This window comes from Streptomyces sp. DT190 (assembly GCF_049846985.1).
In the GTDB taxonomy this organism is placed as follows: Bacteria; Actinomycetota; Actinomycetes; order Streptomycetales; family Streptomycetaceae; genus Streptomyces.
Genome location: NZ_JBNCNM010000019.1, coordinates 51,990 through 72,697 on the forward strand (window position 1 = coordinate 51,990; position 20,708 = coordinate 72,697).

Annotated in this window: 20 protein-coding genes; 10 read left to right on the forward strand and 10 right to left on the reverse strand. The window is 69.9% G+C overall.

What is annotated here, in order from left to right; genetic code table 11:
* The first annotated feature begins 41 nt into the window (after positions 1-41).
* The 9 genes from ACPXCS_RS28440 (at position 42) to ACPXCS_RS28480 (ending at position 9,051) form a co-directional block, all read left to right on the forward strand.
* The gene (locus tag ACPXCS_RS28440; protein WP_425823717.1) at positions 42-962 is read left to right on the forward strand and encodes a Scr1 family TA system antitoxin-like transcriptional regulator; all 921 of its coding nucleotides are present in this window, start codon (positions 42-44) and stop codon (positions 960-962) included.
* Between the two features lie 486 nt (positions 963-1,448).
* Entirely contained in the window at positions 1,449-1,625 is a 177-nt protein-coding gene (locus tag ACPXCS_RS28445; protein ID WP_425823715.1) for a hypothetical protein, read from the forward strand.
* Between the two features lie 14 nt (positions 1,626-1,639).
* Positions 1,640-1,840: a DUF5999 family protein gene (locus ACPXCS_RS28450; RefSeq protein ID WP_425823713.1), complete on the forward strand. Its 201-nt coding sequence runs from the start codon at positions 1,640-1,642 to the stop codon at positions 1,838-1,840.
* A 53-nt stretch (positions 1,841-1,893) separates the two neighbouring features.
* A complete protein-coding gene (locus ACPXCS_RS28455; RefSeq protein WP_425823959.1) occupies positions 1,894-3,708 on the forward strand; it encodes a glycoside hydrolase family 15 protein in 1,815 nt (604 codons plus the stop codon).
* Positions 3,705-4,886, forward strand: coding sequence for a class I SAM-dependent methyltransferase (locus tag ACPXCS_RS28460; RefSeq protein ID WP_425823711.1), 1,182 nt, complete (start codon positions 3,705-3,707; stop codon positions 4,884-4,886). Before ACPXCS_RS28455 ends, ACPXCS_RS28460 begins: the two co-directional genes overlap by 4 nt.
* Positions 4,887-5,151: 265 nt before the next feature.
* Positions 5,152-5,964, forward strand: coding sequence for a helix-turn-helix transcriptional regulator (locus tag ACPXCS_RS28465; RefSeq protein ID WP_425823709.1), 813 nt, complete (start codon positions 5,152-5,154; stop codon positions 5,962-5,964).
* Positions 5,961-7,502: a transcriptional regulator, XRE family protein gene (locus ACPXCS_RS28470; protein WP_425946730.1), complete on the forward strand. Its 1,542-nt coding sequence runs from the start codon at positions 5,961-5,963 to the stop codon at positions 7,500-7,502. Before ACPXCS_RS28465 ends, ACPXCS_RS28470 begins: the two co-directional genes overlap by 4 nt.
* A 65-nt stretch (positions 7,503-7,567) precedes the next feature.
* The gene (locus ACPXCS_RS28475; RefSeq protein WP_425823705.1) at positions 7,568-8,593 is read left to right on the forward strand and encodes an asparaginase; all 1,026 of its coding nucleotides are present in this window, start codon (positions 7,568-7,570) and stop codon (positions 8,591-8,593) included.
* Complete coding sequence (locus ACPXCS_RS28480; protein WP_425823703.1) at positions 8,593-9,051, forward strand: PPC domain-containing DNA-binding protein; 459 nt, start codon at positions 8,593-8,595, stop codon at positions 9,049-9,051. The genes ACPXCS_RS28475 and ACPXCS_RS28480 overlap by 1 nt, the downstream gene beginning before the upstream one ends.
* Here ACPXCS_RS28480 and ACPXCS_RS28485 read toward each other — a convergent pair.
* The 10 genes from ACPXCS_RS28485 to ACPXCS_RS28530 form a co-directional block, all read right to left on the reverse strand.
* Positions 9,035-9,616 (reverse strand): hypothetical protein, encoded by a 582-nt coding sequence (locus ACPXCS_RS28485; protein WP_425823701.1) that lies wholly within the window; start codon positions 9,614-9,616, stop codon positions 9,035-9,037. The two genes, ACPXCS_RS28480 and ACPXCS_RS28485, sit on opposite strands and share 17 nt — an antisense overlap.
* A 41-nt stretch (positions 9,617-9,657) precedes the next feature.
* Positions 9,658-10,623 (reverse strand): terpene synthase family protein, encoded by a 966-nt coding sequence (locus ACPXCS_RS28490; RefSeq protein WP_425823699.1) that lies wholly within the window; start codon positions 10,621-10,623, stop codon positions 9,658-9,660.
* Entirely contained in the window at positions 10,620-11,981 is a 1,362-nt protein-coding gene (locus ACPXCS_RS28495) for a cytochrome P450 (RefSeq protein ID WP_425823697.1), read from the reverse strand. Before ACPXCS_RS28495 ends, ACPXCS_RS28490 begins: the two co-directional genes overlap by 4 nt.
* On the reverse strand, positions 11,978-13,585 hold the full coding sequence (locus ACPXCS_RS28500; RefSeq protein WP_425823695.1) for a labda-7,13-dienyl diphosphate synthase: 1,608 nt from the start codon (positions 13,583-13,585) through the stop codon (positions 11,978-11,980). Before ACPXCS_RS28500 ends, ACPXCS_RS28495 begins: the two co-directional genes overlap by 4 nt.
* Positions 13,582-14,688 (reverse strand): polyprenyl synthetase family protein, encoded by a 1,107-nt coding sequence (locus ACPXCS_RS28505; protein WP_425823693.1) that lies wholly within the window; start codon positions 14,686-14,688, stop codon positions 13,582-13,584. Before ACPXCS_RS28505 ends, ACPXCS_RS28500 begins: the two co-directional genes overlap by 4 nt.
* A 127-nt stretch (positions 14,689-14,815) precedes the next feature.
* Positions 14,816-16,105 (reverse strand): cytochrome P450, encoded by a 1,290-nt coding sequence (locus ACPXCS_RS28510; protein ID WP_425823691.1) that lies wholly within the window; start codon positions 16,103-16,105, stop codon positions 14,816-14,818.
* Complete coding sequence (locus ACPXCS_RS28515) at positions 16,102-16,713, reverse strand: GTP-binding protein (RefSeq protein WP_425823689.1); 612 nt, start codon at positions 16,711-16,713, stop codon at positions 16,102-16,104. The genes ACPXCS_RS28510 and ACPXCS_RS28515 overlap by 4 nt, the downstream gene beginning before the upstream one ends.
* Positions 16,691-17,071, reverse strand: coding sequence for a DUF742 domain-containing protein (locus ACPXCS_RS28520; RefSeq protein WP_425823687.1), 381 nt, complete (start codon positions 17,069-17,071; stop codon positions 16,691-16,693). Before ACPXCS_RS28520 ends, ACPXCS_RS28515 begins: the two co-directional genes overlap by 23 nt.
* Positions 17,068-17,583, reverse strand: a complete 516-nt coding sequence (locus tag ACPXCS_RS28525; protein WP_425823685.1) for a roadblock/LC7 domain-containing protein — start codon at positions 17,581-17,583, stop codon at positions 17,068-17,070. Before ACPXCS_RS28525 ends, ACPXCS_RS28520 begins: the two co-directional genes overlap by 4 nt.
* The gene (locus ACPXCS_RS28530) at positions 17,580-18,890 is read right to left on the reverse strand and encodes an ATP-binding protein (RefSeq protein ID WP_425823683.1); all 1,311 of its coding nucleotides are present in this window, start codon (positions 18,888-18,890) and stop codon (positions 17,580-17,582) included. Before ACPXCS_RS28530 ends, ACPXCS_RS28525 begins: the two co-directional genes overlap by 4 nt.
* Before the next feature lie 657 nt (positions 18,891-19,547).
* Here ACPXCS_RS28530 and ACPXCS_RS28535 point away from each other — a divergent pair.
* Complete coding sequence (locus ACPXCS_RS28535; protein WP_425823681.1) at positions 19,548-20,507, forward strand: aldo/keto reductase; 960 nt, start codon at positions 19,548-19,550, stop codon at positions 20,505-20,507.
* The last annotated feature ends 201 nt before the right edge of the window (positions 20,508-20,708 follow it).

Consider the following 20,708-nt stretch of genomic DNA (forward strand, 5'->3'; position numbering starts at 1 on the left):
TGCGCTGACTTGCCCAAATGACACACTCAAGGACCTCTTTCATGCTTCATGTCGTTCCGTCGTCACCCACTGAGGTGCCGCAGGCGCCTGCCCGGATCATGACGGGCCTCTACCTGCGATGCCTGCGCGAGGCGACGGACACCAAGCTGGAGGACGCGGCCTACGCCGTCAGGATGTCAACGTCGGCCGTCAGCCGATGGGAGCGGGCCCAGTCCCCCATCAGGGCGGACGCGCTACGCACGCTGCTGCTGCGCTACGGCGTGACGGGCGATCACATGAACTTCCTGGTGGGGACTTTGCCGCCGCAGGACTACGCCCGCAGCAAGGGTGTAGAGCAGGGCGAAGCCCGGCGTGCCCCGCACGACTACTGGGCAGACGTGGCCGACGACGAGGCGACGGCCCGCTATATCGCCGTGATGCGGACGGCGAGCGAGCTCATCCAGTTCTGCATGGTGGTCCCGGCTGGCCTGCGCACCCAGGCGTACAAGCGGGCGGTCCTGGCCCCCGAGATGTGCGCCATCCCCGATGAGCCCGTGCTCGGACTTCCGTCGTGGGTACACCGCGTTCGGTGGGCCGAGGAGCAGCGGCGGATCGTGCTGCTGGACGAAACCGTGCTCACCAGGGGAAGCAAGCAGTCAGAGGTGGTGGCCGGCCAGCTGCGGCACCTGGCCGACCTCGTGAGCCGGGAAAGGCCCGATGGGCGGGGCCTGAGTGTCCGGATCCTGTCGATGAGTCCGGTCCTGTTCATCCACACGGTCGGCCCCGTCGCCGAGGTGAGCCTCCATGGGCATCGCATGGTGGCGAGTGTCGGTCTCCTCCCCAGCTACGAGACCGGCTCGCGCGCGGCGCAGATCATCAGCGCCGGCCTGCGGGAGGCCGTGGACGCCGCGTGCAGCCGCGAGGAGACCCACGACCGGCTCATGCGCGCGGCCGACGCCATGCAGCGGAGGGCTACCCCGTGATCCTCGCCCGCCTGCGTACCCTCCTGTTCGCCGGCGAGCCGCATGAGGCGACCATGGCCCGGCTGCTCGTCCTTGAGGAGGATGCCTTCGCACGGCGCGCGTCCCTCCCCCGCGTCACGCCGACAGCGACGCCACCGAGATCCGGCGCTGCGGGCGCACGCTGCCACGGCACGGAGGTACGGACATGCCCCCCGCGCCTACGCCTTCCTTGCCTCTGCTGGAGACGGCACGCCATGACCGCGATACTGCTGAGCGCCGAAGCCTCCCGCTGCCAGGTGCCCCGACCTCGGCCGGAACCCGCGATCGTGATGCGGTCCGACCAGCGGATCCACCTCCCCGGGCTCCGCATGAGCCGGAACGGTCTCACCTACGAGGGTGCCGGGCCGGCAGACCGCGACCCTGAAGGGTTTCTGTGGCCGCGGATCATCGGCCCGGAGACCGGCCGCTACCTCTACGCGGACGTCAACCCTGTCAAGCAGCGCTGCGATGCAGAGTCCGCACCGGCTGCTGTGCCAGGTCGGAATGGGCCCGGCTACCAGAACCGCGGCCAGCGTGCTGTGGCTCGTGCCCAAGGCCACCGGCACACCCCAGGATCCGGTCAGCCCGCAGTGGCCGGAGATCAGAACGACCCACGCCTACGCCGCCATCATCACCGCCCCGTAACCCAAGGAAACAGCATGTGTAACCACGAGCCGCGCTGCCCCAGCGCCGAGTCCGCCGACCGCGAGGCCGCACGCCTGACCGCGCACCGCCCTGAGCAGGGCTGGAGCCTGCTGTGCAACGGTGTCCTGCTCTTTGAGGACACCGGCGAGATCCTCCCCGACGGGCAGGTCGTCGCCCCACACCGCGCCATGCCCGCCAAGGCGGTGGCCGCGTGAGCCTCGTCCCCTCCCCCCGCAAGCCCGGCGAGACGCCCCTGCCGATACGCGGTGTGGACGGGATCCAGGACCATGCCTACGTCGGCAACATGCGCACCGGCGCCTTGGTCGGCCGGGATGGCCGAGTCTCCTGGATGGCCCTGCCGCGCTTCGACTCCAGGGCGCACTTCACCAGCATCCTGGGGACCGAGCAGCACGGGCTGTGGCGCATCGGCCCCGTCAGCCCGGACGGCACCGCGCCTGCGGCAGACCGGCGGCGCTACCTCGACGACACCCTCATCCTCGAGTCCGTCTGGACCACCGAGGCCGGCACCGTCAAGGTGCTCGACTTTATGCCCACCACCGGCGAAGCGGCGCAGCTGGTCCGCATCGTCGAGGGCGTCGCCGGCCGCGTCACCATGAACTCCGTTCTGCGGGCGCGAACCGACTACGGACGCACGACACCGCAACTCGTCTTCTGCGGGCGCCGGGTAAGCGCGAGCCTGGACGAGGGCAGGCTGTGGCTCGACGCGGATGTCCACCTCGGCGCGCGCGGCGAGGACCTGTTCTCACAATTCACCGTGGCCCAGGGCGAGCAGGTGGCCTTCACCCTGTCGTGGCAGCCGGACCAGACCACCCCGCCGCCCCTGCCCGCGCCCGACGTCCTTCTGCGCCAGACCATGGACTTCTGGACCACCTGGGCCTCGCACTGCACCTACACCGGCGCCCGCCGCGACGAGGTCATCCGTTCGCTGATCGTGCTCAAGGCCCTCACCTACGAGCCGACCGGCGCCATGGTGGCCGCCCCCAGCGTCTCGCTGCCCGAGGAGATCGGCGGCACCCGCAACTGGTCCTACGTCTACTGCTGGCTGCGCGACTCCGCGTTCGCCGCAGAAGTCTTTGCCGAGTTCGGCTACCGGCAGGAGGTGCGGGACTGGATCGGCTGGCTCACAACCGTCATCGGCGACGACTTCGACAACCTGCAGATCATGTACGGGGTCGGCGGTGAGAGGGACCTGGCCGAGAAGGAGCTCGACTGGCTGCCCGGCCACGCCGGTTCCCGTCCGGTCCGGATCGGCAACGGCGCGGCGGGGCAACTCCAGCTCGACGTGTTCGGCGAGGTCGTCTGCGCCCTTTACAAGGCGCAGCAGCGCTTTCCGGACCTGGCGCCGACAGTGGCGCCGCTCATCACGGGGCTCGTCCGGTGCGTGGCGAAGCGGTGGAAGGAGCCGGACGAGGGGATCTGGGAGATCCGCGGACCGCGCCGTCACTTCGTCCAGTCCAAGATCATGGACTGGGCGGCTGTCGACCGGTACGTACGGTTCATCAAGGCCGGACACGTGGACGGGCCGCTGGAGCATTGGAGCGCGCTGCGCGACGAGATCCACCGGAACGTCTGCGAGAAGGGGTACGACCCGCAGCGCAACACCTTCACCCAGTACTACGGCTCCACCGAGCTGGACGCCGCCCTCCTGCACGCCCTGAACTCCGGGTTCCTGCCCGCTGACGACAAGCGGGTCATCGGCACCATCGAAGCGGTCCAGCAGGATCTGTCCATCAAGGGCGGCTACCTGCTGCGCTACCGCACCAGCGACGACGGACCGGGCGTCGACGGCCTGACCGGCCACGAGGGCACCTTCCTGATCGGGATGGGCTGGCAGATCGTCGCGCTCCGCAGCATCGGTCGCCTCGAAGAGGCGGAGATCCTCACCGACGCCCTCCTCCATGCCAGCAACGACGTCGGACTGCTCTCGGAGGAGTGGGACCCGCACACCGAACAGCAGCTCGGGAACTTCCCACAGGCCTTCTCGCACATCGCCGTGCTCCTGGCGCTGGCGGACGCGCCCACCACTGCGGAGCCGAACTCGGCGGAGGTGGCCGTCCGGTGAAGGCCCTGAGCCCCCAGATGATCACGCCGTACGACGTTGGCCCCGCCCGCCGGCTGGCGGCAGGGATTATCGCGCCGTGCCAGGCAGCGGCCGGGCTGGCCGTCCTCGTCCGGCCGTCGGCGAAGGTCCTTGTACGGTGGCTTCGGCACGCCCTCCACACGGGCCTCTACCTCGCCACGCTCCGCCTGCCCGTCGGCATCGTGGCGTGGGTATACGAGCGCCGGCCCCGCCCCCGTGGACGCCGCCCTTCCACGGGCGTTGAGCTGGTCCTGCCCCTCTTATGGGTCGGCGCCGTCATCGGCGGTCTGGTGCTGATCATGGTGATCACCGCCGACGAAGCCGCCGCCACACCCGCTGGAATGCCCATTGGGGCCCGGGACTATCTCGCTGCCAAAGTGCAGTCGCCGTTCTCGGTAGCCAACGCCACGGCGGCCATCGGCGGTGCCGAGCATCTCAGAGTCGTCTGCGCGATCGCTGGCCTATCCGGCTTGATGTCCCTCGCTTCCTCAACGCGCGGAGGCTTCTCCGCGCGTTCCACGAGGTACGCCGCACTTCCCCAGCAAACTCAGGAGATCAGGATGATCAGGACGGCCGCACCGTCCTTGACGGCCGAGGACTGGAATGGCCTCTACGCCTCCGGGCGGGTGACATCCCGGCTCATCGGCGACGGCGAGAGCCGGTCTGCCCACCGCAAGTTGTCCGTGGTCCGCGGCATGAGTGCGGTGGATCTCGGCTGTGGCACCGGAAAATGGACGCGGCAGCTCGCCGCCTGGGGCCTGGACACGATCGGCCTGGACTTCTCCCAGGTCGCCCTGGAGCAGGCCCGCGCCGCGGTGAGTCGGGCCCGCTACGAGCTGTGGGACATCGACAACGAGGCGACCTCGGACCTGCTGCTCCCGGGCAGCATCGACATCGTCTCCTGTCGGCTCTCCTTCTCGTGCTTCGACCAGTCCCGGCTGCTGCCGAACGTACGGCGGTGGATGGCTCCGCGAGGCCGGCTCTACATCCTCACAGACGTCACTGATCAGCACGACGGGAAGCTCCCTCCGTACGAGTGCGGAATGAGCGAGGAGGAAATCGCGTCCCTCGGCAGTGAAGGCTGGCACATGCGGGACGTGTTCCGGCTCAACCGGCGGGCGGGGATCGTCCTCCAGCCATCCGGATCGCCTGATCCGTGAAGGCACTCCCGGCCCCGAGATACACGCCGGAGCCTCAGCTCAGGTACGCCGCGACAAGACGATCGCTCTGGCGACACCCTGCCACGCAGCCCCAGTACTTGATCGACAATCCATCAAGAAAGGCAGCCACATGACCATGGCGTCACCGATACACTCGGCCGACGACGTCTGGCCGTGGGCCGACGAGGGCGATCCGGAGTGGTCGTGGCTTCCTCAGTCCCGGACCGTCCCAGTCCCGTGTGGGACGTACTTCGACGCCGTCCGCATGCCCGCCGACATTGCCGCGCCCGTACTCCGGCACCTCGGCAGAGGTACGGGGCCGGTCCTGGCCAACGACGTCACCCGCGTTTGGTGGTTCCTCCTGCCGCTTGGGAAGGCCGAGCCCGGCCTGTGGGCGCCCGGGGTCCGGGTCCTGCGCCGGGGCACCATCATCGGCATCCCGCCGCGCGAGGTCACGGGGGGCAAGGACGTCCACTGGGTCGTCACACCCGGGACCCAGACCACCTCCGCGGACCGGCTGCGCGCGGCGCTGAACGCTGCCGATGCCGCCCTCCCCGTGCTCCACCCGGCAGCCCGCCCCGTCTCGGCATCGAGGCGTCTTGCGCCGACGCCGGGCACAGCAACGCTCCCTCTCAACCCCCGACCGCTCACACCGACGCAACTGCGCACCGGTCGACTCCTGCTCGCCGGAAAGAACAATCAGGAGATCGCCACCGAGCTTCAGGTGTCCGTGACGACCGTGCGCGATCACCTGAAGGGAATCGGCTACCGGGCCGGCGGAACCACCCCGGCCGGCCGAGCCGCTGCCCTCCTGGCCGGCGGACATCTCCTTCCACCACAGACCGCCATGACCCCGCCGGTCTTCACCGCCGACGACCTCGCCATCATCCGAGCCGTCGCGGAGCTTTCCCACCCCACCAGCGTGCCGATGCACCTGCGCGACTCCGAAGAGGACCACCTGGCGCGGCTTCGGCAGGCGGCCGGAGCCAGAAGCAACGCGCACCTCGTCGCCCTGGCCTGGACGCAGCTCACCACTGCCCAGAGTCGTCCGATGGCGATCTCAGAAACGGGGGCATGATGACCCACCTCGAGAACTCCGTGGCCGTCAAGGAGTCCGGCATGACGCAGCCTCATCCCCGTACCCTCCTACAGCACCTCCTGGAGACAACGCCCAGGCTGAACGGCACGACATGGCCTCGGTTCCAGGTTCTCTGGGGACGCATGGCGGCCGAGGCGGCACAGGGCTTAGGACTCCCGAAGCTCGCGCATGTCCGAGTCTCGCGTTCCACCTACATCCGGTGGCTCTCCGGCGCCCAAGTCGCCAAGGGTGACACGGCGGTGGTCTTGGAGTGGTACTTCGGAAAGAGCGCTGCCGAGCTCGCTCGGCCCGTACCCCGCCGGGAGATCGTGCGGCCCAGCCCGCTGGACCCGAGTACCCTCACCGCCGCCACACGAGCCCTGGACTACACCTGGGACACCTCCCGGTACGTACCGGGCGAACCGAACACGGGCGTCATCGGGACCTGGGAGCTCGCTGGTGGCCGACACTTCGACGGTACGACCATCGGCCTGCAGTTGTACGAGGCCGCGCCCGACGGCGATCAGGTCGAGCTCAAGGAAGCCGACCTGCCGCACATTGAGTCCTTCGTCCGATCCTCACGCCGAGGGGCGATCCTCGCCTCTCTCGGCGCCGCGGGCGGAACAGGCCTGTATCTGCTGGATGCCGCGCACGCCCGCCAGGAGCTCACCACCGGCCAGGTTCCTCGCATCCCTGCCGCCTACCAGCTGGACAATCTGACCTTCGCGCTCGCGCGGGCGCTGTACGTCCTGGACGACGGCATGCTCGCCGACGACCTGCCGCTGTCCGACCGGGCAGAGGAACTGGGCTACTACGTCAAGACCGGCGACTCCGCGCCGCCGAGATCGGACATGCCCGAGCTCTCCCCGGTTGGTGCTGCGTGGCTCGGCTCCAGCCTGTGCGCGCAGTACATCACCCGGCGTCTCGACGAACTGCCCGCCGTCCCCGTGTTCTGGACCCGGGAAGCCACCGGCGAAGAATGCGCCCCCTGGTTGCTGTTCCGGCACAAGCACGAGTACCTCCAGGCCGTGGCCAGCCGCTTTGCCGGCGCGACCAGCCCTCTGGGACGCGCCTTCTGCGTACCGGAGCAGGCCGTGCACGGCACCGAGCCCTACGAGCGGATCCTGCTGCTCCTCACCGTCGCGATGATGGAGATGCACCGGATCAAGGTGTGGATCACCAGCGACCCGGCCTACGCCCAGACCGAAGGGTTCGTCCTGGCCCGCGACCGGGCCATCCTGGCCAACTGGGTACGCGAGGACTCCGTGTGGCGTGTCGCCACCACGAGCGCCGTCCAGGATGTCGCCCCCTACCGGGAGGCGATCGCGCACGCCCAGGCACACAGCATCGTCGACGCACCCACCCCCGCCGCACGGCTGCAGGCGCTGGCCGAGTACCTCGAGCTGGACTGGACATGGCTGGTCGCCCGGTGCCGTGCGCTCGGCGAGAGCGGGATCAGCGGCATGCTCCGGCCCCGCAGTCGTCATCTCACCCTCACGGTGGTCGACCAGACTCTGCGCTTCCTCGGCGCGCTGTAGGCAGCCGCGATGGAGGTCGATAGGCTCAACCCGCTCTGCTCCCAAGGTGATCTGAGGAATCAGCGTTGACGAAGGACTGCACCCGTCCCACCGTTGTCGTGGTCGGCCTCGGTGGCACCATCGCCATGATGCCCTCCGACCGTGATGGAGCGGCTCGTCCTACCCTGAGCGCGGAGGACCTGCTCGCCGCGGTACCCCAGCTGGACGGCACGGACATCGACATCCAGACGCTGTCCTTCGCGAGCAAGCCCGGCGCCTCGCTGACGCTGGACGACATCGACCGCCTCGCGAACCGGCTCCGGGCGATGGCCGACGAAGGCACCGTCGACGGCATCGTCGTGACCCAGGGAACCGACACCCTGGAGGAGACCGCCTACCTGCTGAGCCTGCTGTACGCGGAGCAGGCCCCGCTCGTCGTCACCGGAGCCATGCGCGCCCCGCACCTGGCCGGCGCCGACGGGCCGGCCAACCTGCTCGCGGCCATCACCGTCTCGGCCAGCCCCCAGGCCCGCGGCCTGGGCGTTCTCGTGGTCTTCAACGACCAGGTCTTCGACCCCGCGCGTGTCCGCAAGGCGCACAGCACGAGCACCAGCGCGTTCACCGCCCCCGACACCGGGGCCCTCGGCATCGTCGCGGAAGGCGCCCTCCGCCTGCTCACTGTCCCCGCGCACACGCCCCGCCCCCTCGCCGCGACCCTCGACAGGCCAGCTCGCGTCGCCCTGTACCCCGCGACCCTCGGCGACGACGGCGCTCTTCTGGAGGTGCTGCTGAACCAGGTCGACGGCATGGTCATCGCCGGCTTCGGAGTCGGCCACGTCCCCGAGACCTGGGTTCCCGTCCTCGCGAAGGCGGCCCAGCGGATCCCTGTCGTCCTCGCCTCCCGCACCGGAGCCGGCACCACCCTCACGCGCGCGTACGGGTTCGACGGATCGGAGAAGGACCTGCTCTCCCGCGGTCTCATCGGCGCCGGACACCTCGACCCGTATAAGGCCCGCCATCTCCTGAGGGTGCTGCTGCGCAGTGGCGCCGACAACGACACGATCCGCGCGACGTTCGCTCCCGCCGGAACGACCGCGGAGGGACGAGGCTGATGCGAGCCACCGAACTGACCCTGGGGCGCTCCTTCGCGCTGGCCTTCGACGACGGCGACGACTTCGTCAAGGAGCTCACCGACTTCTGCGCGGAGCAGGGGATACAGCAAGCGATCATCCCGATGTTCCTCGGCGGCTTCCGGCGGGTGCACCTGGTGGGGGCGGCCGGTCCGCTGCAGGACCCGGAAGCGCCCGTGTGGGACGAGACCGTCCTAGAGACAGTGGAGGCCGTGGGCGCCGGGACCCTCGCCTGGAGCCCGGATACCGACTCCCTGGCCCCTCACCTTCACGTCGCGGTCGGACGCAAAGACCTCAAGGCAGCCGGCAGTGTGTCCCATCTGCTGTGGGCGGAGGTCCAGTTCATCCAGGAGATGGCTTTGCAGGAGGTCATCGCGCCGTCGATGTTGCGGCCCGCGTGCGGGCCGCACAGCGTCCCGACGCTCACCTTCGAACCGTAATCGCTGACGATCCCGCTGTCGTAGGCGTCGCGCCCCAAGGCGACCGGCTCGCCTCCAAGGGTGGGTCCGCGGCGTGGGGCGCCTGCGCGGCCCCAGCCAGCTGGCTGGGGCCGGTGTTGAGGAGCTCCCAGGCGTGGCCGAGGCCGACCAGGTGCGTGTCATTGTCGGCCCCGGCCTTGTCGACGAGGTCGTCGATCAACGGGCGGACATCGGCGGAGGCGATCCCGGCCGCCCTGGCGATGTCGTGGGTCTCCGCGTTCTCGGCGAGCGCGCGCAGCAGCCGCAGGTCCCGCTCGGTGAAGTCGGGGGTGCGCTCGGGGGACGGCGGCGGGGGTACCTGTCCGCTTGCCAGTACGGCGTGGGCTCGGGCGGGCCGGCCGCGCCGGCTGGTGATGCCGAACTTCTTGCCGATGGCGACGATGTAGCCGGTGAACGTCGTGGTGCTGATGCCCAGGGCCTGGGCACCCTTGGCGTTCGATGCGCCGGTGACAAGGTGTTCGGCGGCCCGCTTCTCGGCCGGGGTGAGCTGGGTGAGTGCTTGTGCGGTGCGGATCTTCACAGGCATGGGAGGCGCTTTCGGTGGTGAGGCGAGTGCCCCGGCTCAGGTCACGGGGTGGTGTACCGGTCGTGGTCGATGTGCCAGATGAACGCGTGGACGATGTGCTTCAGGGCCTGGGCATGGAGCGTGAGCGGCGAGGAGCCGGTGACAGACAGCTCATCAATGAGCGTGCGGGTGAGCACGGCCTGCTCTTCGCACATCCGGGCGGCGGTCGTGAACGCCTCGGGGAGCTGGAGATGGCGCTCGTGCATCAGCAGTGTCGGCAGGCTCAACGGCGGGACGGGGCTTCGGCTTGCCTCGCGTGGATAGGAGGCGAGGTCGTTGACCCAGCCGGCCAGCCGCGCGACGGAGGACTCCAGACGGTCCACCAGGTCCGCAGTGCCTTGCCGGTCGGGCAGCTTGTAGGAGAGTGCGATTGGTGTGATGGCGGTGATGGTGCGGGCGAAGACGGTGAGGGGCCGCATCGTGCGGTAGGTGTGCAGGGAAACGCGGCTGGGGTCGGTCAGGTACTGGGCCTCCCAGAGAAGCCCGACAAGGTTGCCGCGCAGGTGTCCGGTGAGCCCGAGGTACTGGCTGGGTGCGGCCCTTTCCCGGATGCGGTCGAGGAGGTCGCGTAGCGCTGTCGTGAACGGACCTGTCGGCGCCGTGGGGGTGTCGCCTGCCAGGACACAGGTCAGCTCGTCGATGTGGCCCGCCAGGGCGGCGGGGTCGGCCGCGGCGGTCGTCTCGCCGTGAATGTCGTCGAAGGCCACGAGCCACAGGAAGAGCTCGGCGGCGAGCAGCAGGCTGTCGAGATCGGCGGTGGGCAGCGCGCGGACGATGCCCTGACTGGTGATGCCGCACAGGGTGCGGAGCTCGTCGGCCGGCACGGGCAGGTTTCGTTCGGCGGCCCAGCGCCGGAGGTGTCTGTCCGCGGTGACAGCGTGGGGGCTGGTCGGGAACGGGCCGGGGAAGGCAGCACCGAGATCGGGCAGGGTGAGGGGGACGGGCGCGATGCCGGGGCCGCTGTTCACGCCGCCTCCCGGGCGGTGCCGCTCTGGCGGGCTTCAGTTCTCATCCGCAGGACAGACGGGTGGACCGTGATCGCGCCGACCGGCACAGGCCGGATCCCGGGGGCCGGTCGCAGCCGCCAGCGGGCGGCGATGAGGGCCGTGATGATCGTCATCTCGGTCCAGGCGAAAACGTCGCCGAGGCACTGGCGCTTGCCGGCGCCGAACGGGATGAAGGCGTTCTTCGGCGGCTGGAGCCGGTCCGGCAGCCAGCGGTCGGGGTCGAACCGCAACGGGTCCGGGTAGAGGCCGGGGTCGCGGTGCAGGGTGTAGGGGCTCCAGACGACGTCGGTGCCGGCCGGCAGGGTGAAGTCTCCGAGCCGGACCGCGGCGGTAGCCTGCCGGGTCACCAGCCAGCCGGGGCTGTACAGGCGGAGGGTCTCCTGGACAAGAGCACGGGTGAACGTCAGCCGCGGCAGATGGTCGGCGGTGAGTTCCTGTCCGGCCAGGACGGTGTCGACTTCGGTGTGGAGTCGTGGCTCGAGGTCGGGGTGGCGGCCGATCTCGTGGAAGAGCCAGGCCATGACGACCGCCGTCGTCTCAGATCCGGCGGCGAGCAGGCCGGTGACTTCGGACAGGACCTCGTCGTCCGGCAGCGGAGCGCCGGTCTCGTCCCGGGCGTCCAGGAGCATCGAGACGACGTCGTCGTAGTCGCCGGGGCGTGTGAGGTGGTCAGTGATGATGCCGGTCACCGCGTGGTGCAGGTTGCTGCTGGCGCGGGCGAGCCGCCGGTTGTGGCGGGTGGGCAGCCGGTCGAGCAGGGGCAGCGGCACGAGGGCGCGCCGGAGGGCCGCCTTGAAGAGGGTGTCCACGCTCGTGAGGATCGCGCGGGCGGTGTGAGGTGCGGGGGCGGCGGAGAACGCGGCGCGCATGACGATGTTCTGGGCCATCAGCTGCATCTCAGTCTTCAGGTCGAGTTCATCCCCCTCTCTCCAGGCGTCGATGGCCGAGGCGGCGGTGTCGTGCATGGTCTGGACGTAGCCGGTGACCCGCTCGCGGTGGAAGGCGGGCTGCATCAGCCGGCGGCGCGCGAGATGCCCGGGGCCTTCGGCGACGGGAAGGGCGTCCTTGCCGAAGAGCTTCAACTTCTCGAAGAGCAGCCCCTTGGTGAAGTGACCGGACTGGGCGGTAAGCATCTGGTGTATCAGCTCGGGCGAGTTGACCACGGTCACGGACTTCGGACCGAGCGTGATCCGCACGATGGGGCCGTGGGCGCGCAGTTGCTGGAGGAAGCCCAGTCGGTCGCGAAGGAGCGGCAGCACGTGTCCGATGAGCGGGCGCCTGCCCGGAGCGATCGGCGCGAGCCGGTGGTCAGCGGTCACGAGGCCACTCCTTCCGTGTGCCGTCCGGGGCCGTGCCGGGTCAGCAGTTCGCGGGCGGCAAGGATCTCGGCCTGGATCATCGCGGTGGGGGCGTAGAGCGTCTTGTCGTGCCACAGCGCTGGCGGCTCGTGCCAGGTGCCCCAGTCGTCGAGGGCGTGCTCGGCGCGCTGGAGCGCTGTGCGCCACTCGGGCCGCGTGGCGGCGGCGGGATCGGCGAGGAGGATCTGCACCGCGTACGCGGTCTCCTCCGCTGTGCCGCCCCAGATACCCCAGGTTCCGTCGTCGCGCTGGCTGGCCAGGACCCGGTCGACGGCTGCCTGGATGGCTTGGCGGGTGCCCGGTCCGTTGTGGCCGAGGAGAGCTCGCACACACCGCTCGGTGGCGTAGTACGGGGAGGCGTGCCATTTGTCCGTCCAGGCACCGTCGGTCTGCTGCTCCACCAGCCAGTCGCGCACCAGGTCCATGCGCGGGTGGTGGACCGGGCGCAATCGGAGGTGCGCTGTCAGCGCCTGGAGGGTGTGGGCGTTTGCCGTGACGGATCCGGTGTCCTCGCCGAGGTAGCACCGGTAGTGGGTGTCGGCCCAGAACCCGGCGAGCGGGGCAGGGTCGCCCGATGTGTCGGTGAGGGCGGCCACCAGCACGGCCATTGCGGTGTCGTCGGCGTCGGGCAGGAGGCCTGGGGCGCCGCGGACTCCGGCCGGGTCGTAGATGTCGTGTGCCCAGGCCCCGGCCGTGGCCCGGCACGCGGGCGGCAGGCCGGGGCGGGCGAGGGCGGCGGCGACCCACAGTCGCTCGAAGACACGGATCGGTGCCGCTTCCGGGAAGAGCCCGCCGTAACGGCGGGCTGCGGCTGACAGGGCCGCCCTCGCCTGTTCGCCCTGTGTGCCCTCCGGCTGTGAGGCGAGCCATGCGGCCGTGGCCGCGGGTGAGCTGCCGAGCAGACCGTGCGGCACGGGCACCGTGTTGCCGGGCAGATGCCGGGCGATGCCCTCGAAGGTGTGGTGGAGCTTGCCCGGGACACCGGTGCGGCACCGCTGCGCGATCTCCTCGTGCCGCTTGGGCCGGAAACTGTGCGGCACGCTTGGGCGCGACCCGCGTGAGAGCGGCCCGAGGTGGGGCTGCGTGCCCATCGCGGGTTGGTCCAGGAGGCTGTTGATCCGGGCGACGAGGCTGGGGACGAGGACCTCGATGGCTGCCGTGTCCGGCCACCGCCCGTCGGCCGGCAGCCTGCGCAGCGCGGTGAGACCGTCGGCGGCGGCCGACGCGAGGCGGGCCCGGGCCGGGACGGTGGCGGTCGCATCCCGGACAATGGTGGCGAGCAGGGCTTCGACGGCGCTGAGCGTCGGAAGCAGCCGGTACCGTGCCGGGCCTTCGCCCCAGGTGCCGTCCGGCAGCTGCTGGTCCAGCAGCCATCCGTGCCGGGTACCGTGTCCGGCGAAGTCCGGGGCCAGGGAGATGACGCGGGCCGTCTCGTACACCGATGCGCGGACGCTGCCCCACGGGTCGGCGTCGATGTCCGCCATCAGGCGGACGGCTTGGGAGTCGAACCGGCGAGGCGCCTTCGGTATGACAGCGGTGCTGGTTCCCGCCTGGGTGCTGGTCACGCCTGCCGCTCCGTGGCTATGTCGGCGATCTCCCTCAGGGCCTCGGCGGCGGGGAAAGGGATCGGGGCCCGTTCGAGTACGGTCAGGGCCGCATGGCGCCGGGTCGTGATCATCGTCTCGACCTGCCGGCGAGCGCCGGACCGCTCGATGGCCTGACGGACGCGCACGAAGTCCTCGTCCGTCAGGTCCGGGTTGCCGATCGCCTTGCGCAGCAGCTGCCTGTCGGTGGCGGAGGCCGATTGCAGGGTGAGCGCCATCAGCACGGTGGCCTTGCCCTCCCGTATGTCGTCGCCGACTGGCTTGCCGGTCGTGGCCGGGTCGCCGAAGACGCCGAGGAGGTCATCGCGCAGCTGGAAGGCATCTCCCAGCGGGATGGCGAACTCGCTGCAGGCGCTGTGCACATCGGGTCCGGCGTCGGCGAGAGCCGCGCCGATGCGCAGCGGCCACTCCACGGTGTAGGAGGCGGTCTTGTAGCGCACGATCCGCAGCGCGGCCTCGACGTTGTCGCAGGGGCGGCCGGTGGACGCCAGGTCGAGGTACTGGCCGTACACCAGCTGGCTGCGCATGGTCTCCAACAGAGGCTGGATCCGCCACATCGCATCCGCGCCGGGGCCGGTGCGGATGAGGTCGTCCGACAGTGTCAGGACGAGGTCGCCGAGCAGAAGGCTGGCGGCCTGGCCGTGAGCCGTGGCCCGGCGGGGAGTGCCCCCGTCAGCGATGTACGCAGTGGTGAGCGCGCGGTGCGCTGTGGGGAGGCCGCGGCGCAGGTCGCTGCCGTCCATCACATCGTCGTGGATCAGGGCGAAGGCATGGAAAAGCTCCAGGGACGCGGCCACACGCAGAATCAGCTCCCGGTCGCCGCACCCTCCACCGGCGTACCACCCTGCGACGCACAGGTGCGCCCGCAGGCGCTTGCCGCCGACAAGGAGACCGCTCAGCGTGGTGAACAGCGGAGCCAACTCTGGCCCGGGTGCGGCCTGGGCCTTGCCGGCGAGGAAGTCGGTGAGGATCGAATCGACTTCGTCCCGTACGGCGGACAGATCCGACAGGACGGTGGTGTGTGGCACCGGCTGGCGTTTCCCCATCTGGTCGAGGACCGTCATGGGAGCCTCCTTCTTCTTCCGAGTGGACCGAGATGGCCGCGATGAGGCGCGGGTAGACGTGGCCGGGCCGGGCTTATCCGTGGCGCGGCGCTGTACTCCTTGCTGTGTGGTGCGGGGAAGGCGAGGTTCAGCGCGGCCGGGCTGCCGCCGGCAGCCGCCCGGCCGCGGGCCGTCGCGACTCGGTGCTCACCGGGCGCGGCGGGGTGTTCGGTGCCGGCGCGAGAGGGGTGAAGCGGCAGGGAAGGGCCGTGAGGACGCGGTAGTTGGGGTCGGGCCGGTGCGTCAGCTGCTCGACCGGTACGGCGAGTTCGATGTCTGGCAGGGTGGCGGTGAGCCGCTCGATCGCCGCGATCGCGACGACGAGGGCGATGGACTGCGCGGGGCACTCGTGCGGGCCGGCGGCGAACGCCAGGTGCGCCTTGCGGTCGGAGCGGAACCCCTCACGGGTCTGCCCGGTGTACGGGCAGGTGTTGATCGCGGCGTAGGAGACGAAGACCGGCTGGCCCTGCTCGATGTCACGACCGTGGAAGTGCACGGAACGGTTCGGCCGGTGGAGGCTGTACATGGCCAGTGGCGGATCGTTCCACAGGACGTCGTCGACGGCGTGCCCTATGGGCAGGCTGCCGGTCGTCAGGGTGCCGCGGTAGCGCGGGTCGGAGAGCATGCGGGCGGCGGTGTTGGCGATGAGACCGGCCAGTGTCTCCCAGGCGGCGCCCTGCGTGATCAGGATCTGGTTGATCACCTCCTCTGGGGACAAGCCGTTGGGGTGGTCGATGAACCACGATGTGAGGTCGTGGCCTCGCCGGGCGGCCTTCGTCTGGTAGAGCGTGCTGAGGTAGGCGCCGAGGGCCTGCTCGCCCTGGGCTTTGCGGGCAAGGTCCGTGCTCGTCATCGCCTTGATTGCGTCGATGAGCTGGGCTGCGGCGTCGTCGGGCTTCCCGAAGAGGGTGTTGAGCACCATCAGGGGGAGCCGCCGGGCGTACTGGCTGACGAGGTCGGCCCGCCCGGCGTGGGAGAACTCGGCCAGGAGCGTGTCGGCGTGCCGCAGCGTCGTGTCCCGCACGTGCCGGGGGTCGAGGAGCGCGAAGCTGTCGGTGATGACCCGGCGCAGGTGGGCGTGTTCCTGCCCGTCCGCGAAGAACAGGCTGGGGCGCCACTGGATCATCGGCATGACCGGACTGTCGGCGGGGACGTACTCCATCCACCCGCGGGTGTCCTTGGTCCACAGGCCGGTCTGGTCGCGGAGCAGGTCCAGGGCGGCCCGGTAATCGGTGATCACCCAGGCGAGGACGCCGGCGTCGATCTCGGCGAGTCCCACGGGGCCCTGCTCTCGCAGGCGGGCGAAGCTGCGCTGGGGGTCGGCGGCGTGCTCGGCGGTGTAGAGCAGCACGGCGGACTGCTGGGGGGCGGTTGTCATGACAGTTCGGCTCCGGCGCGGGATACGAGGTGGTCGGCCAGTGTTCTGAGCGCGTCCAGTACCGACGTGCGGTCCCGCGCGTCGCAGGTGACGAGGGGGGTGTGGTCTTCCAGGTCAAGCTTGCTGCGCACGAGGTCGAGCTCGTGCTGGGGGGTGTCGGGGAACTGGTTCAGCGCGACGACGTAGTCCAGTCCGGCGTCCTCGACGAGGTTCATCACCTCGAAGGAGGCGTCGAGTCTGCGGGTGTCGATGAGGACCAGGGCGCCGAGGGCTCCCTGAGCGATGTCCTGCCAGATCACGCGGAACCGCTCCTGTCCGGGCGTCCCAAACAGGTACAGGACGATGCGGGTGCCGCGAAGCGTGATGCGGCCGAAGTCGATGGCAACCGTGGTGGTGCTCTTGCCGTCGACGACGAGGCCGTCGACGGACGCCGCGGCCTGCGTCATCGGCTCTTCCGTGTGCAGGCTGCGGATCTCGGACACCGTCTCGATGGCCGTGGTCTTGCCGATCCCGAACGGCCCGACGATGAGGATCTTCACCAGGTCGAAGTCCCCGTCGGGCAGGTACACCGGTGAGGGCGGGCTGCTAGAGGGCGGTGAGGAGACCATCGCGGACCCTTTCCAGGAGAGACTTGGTAGGCCGCCCGGCCCCGGGTGTCCGAATGCCGTCAGGAACTCCGGAGAGGGGCGCTCGGGCCATCAGGTTGCCGTCGTCGACGAGCTGGGAGGCGAGCATCATGCAGACCCCCATCGGCAGTCGCAGGTAGCCAGCGGATTCCGCGACGGTCAGCGGCCCCTTGGCGGTCAGGTCCAGCAGCCGCTGCTGGGCCGGGGTGTGGTGGGGCTTGGCCGGCAGGCTGGTGGCGATGAGCGCGGTGAGCGCCTGAAGCGAATTGCGGGTGGGAGCGCTGCTGCCTCCGGGGGCCAGGTAGCTCGGGACGAGCCTGCGTCCCTGGCCTCGGCTCATGAGGCCGGGCCGTCGTTTCGCGAGGACACGGTCATGAGCTGGTCACCGAGGTTCTTCGCCTGCTTGGCCATGGTCTGCGCGATGATGCCCATCGGCGTCGCCGGGCCGAACGCGGCGGCGAGGTAGGCGTTGGTCTCCCCGCCGACGGGCATGACCATGAGGGTGCCGGCGCTCATGCCGCCCTGCGACGTGGGGTCGGCGTCCAGCTGCACGGTGATGGTCGAGATGGGTGTCTTCTCATGGGCGCCGAGGGCCTCCACCGCCGCGGCGCGGCCCGCTCCATGGAGGGACGAGATCGCCGCGGAGATCCGGTCGACCGTGTCTCTCTTGGCGCGGTCGTCCATGTCCCTCTTGGTGCGGTCGGCCGGGCCCGTGGTGGTGCCTTCGGACGCGCCCACGACGATTCCGTCGGAGGAGATGATCAGTGCGACGTGCACACCGTTGATCGTGGTGATCGGGTCCAGGACCCAGGACGGATCGGCGATCTGCGCACCGAGGGTGGAGCTGTTCATGTTCGGTCCTCGTTTCGGATGTCAGAAGGGGCGGCTCGTCCGGCGGCTATCCCCTGTTCGTAGGCGTCCCAGGTCGAGCGGGCCTGCTCCGGCTCAGGGGGATGGCCGCCCGGGGCGGTGCGCTCCTCCAAGGTGGGCTCCCTGCGGCGGCGGCGGTGCCGCTGGGGCAAGGCCCCGCTGTCCGGACTGGCGGCCGGGGAGTCGTCGGTGGTGATCGCTCGGCGGGGTGCGCGGGGTGCGGGGGCAGGCCGAGGGGACATGGCGGAGAGGGGATCCGTGTGGGGGTTGATCGAGGTGACCAGAGCTGGGGGGATGGTGATGACCGCGCGGACGCCCGAGTAGGTGGATACCTGATCGACGGTGACCTGGAATCCGTGGTCGGCGACCAGCTGGCCGATGGCCGCGAAGCCGAGGGCGGGAGGATCACCGAGTTCGGTCAGCAGGACCTGCTGCCTGCCGGCGAGCAGTTGTGCCGCTCTGCTGGCTTCCTCTGCGGTCATGCCCTTGCCGGCGTCGTCGATCTGGATGCACACCGCGCCGTTGTCGGGCTGCAGGAGGGTGACCTCCACCGAGAGGTCCGCGCGTGAGGACTCCAGAGCGTTCGCGAGCAGCTCCGTGCAGGCCACCGCGATCGGCTCCGCAGCGCGTCCGACGACGCCGACGGTGTCGGTGCGCAACTTGGAGTGGACATGGATGCGCTCAAAGCCGTGCAGGCGGGAGGTCGCCCCGGTGACGAGGTCGGGCAGATGGGTGTCCGGGCGGACGAGGCCGGGCCAGGAGCCGGTGACGATCGCTGCCTTCTGGACCAGGCGCGCCAGCTGCTCGTTGAGGTGGTCGAGGCGGAAGTAGTTCTTGAGGGTCTCTTCGTCCTCGCACGCCTGCTGCAGAGCATCGAGATCGGTCTGCATCTGGTACGACTTCGCCTGGATCTCCATGCAGGCGCCGCGCAGTGCGGCGCGGGCGGCCGCATCCACGCGGTGCCGCTCTGCGAGAACCGCCCTCGCGAACAGTTCCTGGACGGAGTCGAGGAAGGCCGCGAACTCGGTGCCGGAGAGGCTGGTGTCCATCAGGCCAGGAACGGGGTAGTGGGCGCTGCGCAGATGCAGAGCCAGGCTGGGCAGCTGCACGTTCACGAGGTGCTGCAGCGCCTCGTTCCTCCACTGCTCCTCGGCCGCAGCACCGTCTTGGGCCTTGGCATGACTGCGAGAGAGCGTCCGGCGTGATCGTGCCATGAGCGCCGCGGCGGCGAGGCTGCCGGCGGTTGTGGCGCTCAAGGCCGCGATGGCCACTTCGTGTATCGCAGTCACGGTCAGGTCCTCGGGTATCGAGGCCGCCTCCCCGGACACCGTGGGGTGATGTCAGGGTCACCCTGGGGGATGTTCGGTATCCGGGGAAGCGGCGGATGGTGACAGGCGAGTGGTCGAGTGCTCCCGGGCTCTCGCCTGAGGGACGTGATGGGTGGTGCAGTCCTCGTCAGCTCCAAGTCCGGCTTCAGCAGGCCGGTTTGGAACTGATCAACACCCTGCCGCGCTCCTGGACCGTTCCGCCAGGGTGCGGGTGTGTCGTCCCGGTGGTCGTTTTTCGCGCCCCACCCCGCGAACCCGGGCGGCGAAAACGGCACAACCCTTGCAAATCTTCAGGTCGTTGAGAGCCGCCTGCTGGAAAAGTGACCACCGGGACGACACACCGGTCTCCTGGACGCGGCCGCCGGACGAATGCCACGGTGAGTGGGGGCAGGCTGGCAGCACCGCCGCCGCCCGCAACTTCTTTCGCGCCGACGTGCCCGCCACAGCGGGCCGAAGCGGCGCCCCTGATCCCCGCGAAGAGAGCGAGCCTTCGTGACCGCTTCATATCTGTCCCCCCGGCGCCTGGTGGCCGGGCCGGACGAATATCCCCTGGGGGTCGGCTGCCGGCCCATCGGTGGTCCGGCGACCAATGAGGGACGTCCGGTCGGATGGGCCCATGTGGCCGACGGCAGCGCGGTCGACGCCCTGCTTCACGCGTACGCCCGGGGGGCGACCGTGTACGACACCTCGGACGTGTACGGGCTCGGCCACTCTCAGAGGCTGCTGGGCAGGATGCTCACCCAGGTGCCGCGCACGAGCGTGCGCATCACATGCACAGTCGGCACGTACAAGGGGACCGGCCAGCACGCCTACAGCTCCCTCAACCTCTTCCGTCAGGTGGAGCAGACCCAGGAGAACCTGGGCGTGAAGCACCTTGATGTGCTGGTCCTCGCCCACACCGATTTCGGGCCGCGCGACCGTTACCTTGAAGAAGCACGGGACACCCTCAGGGCCCTGCGCGACTCCGGCGACGTCACGGCGATCGGGTTGCGCGTGCCTGGCATCCTGCCGGTAAGCCCAGCCACTTCCGATCCGAGCGCCGGCTACTGGGGAAGCCAGCCGCGCTACGACTTCCTCTTCGATCAGCTCAACCCGCAGGTTCTCAGCACCACGGCCAGCCCGCTCGAACCGCAGACCGGCCACACCGCTGTGGGCGGAGCCGAGAGTGTCTTCTCATTCGCACGCCGGCGCGGTGTCGCCACCATGATCCACGAACCGCTCCTGCACGGGCTGCTCACCGGGAAGTACGGTCCCGGATCTGTCTTCTCGCCTGGCGACGTTCGCTCCCGGTACACCCCGGCGGACCTGGAGATCATCGATCGCGGCTTGGAGGCACTCCGCAACCGCTTCGGGAGGGATCCGCAGGCTCTCGCGCGGATTGCCTTGCACTACTGCCTCAGGCGTTGCCCCGACTCCATCGTGGTGGCCGGGGTTTCTAGCCCAGAACAAGTGAACAAGAACTTCGAGGGGCTCCGCACCGAGGTAAGCGACGACGACTACGCCTTCGCTGAGCGCGTGTACTCGACTCTGCACGCCGAGCTAGCCCGGTATGCAGCCTCAGCGAAGGCAGTGACCTAACGTCCGTCATAAACGGAACAGCTTTCGGCCCAGCCGTGACTTCTTCCACGGCAACATCGGAGTCAGCGACCAGTGCCGTCCGGCGATCTCTTGCGACCACGGCACCCTGCCTGGCCGGTCCGAACCTTTTGACTTCACGGCGGCGGCGCCACCGACGGGGTCCGTGGCGGAAGCGCCGACCTCGAGAGGCACGCCCTCAGC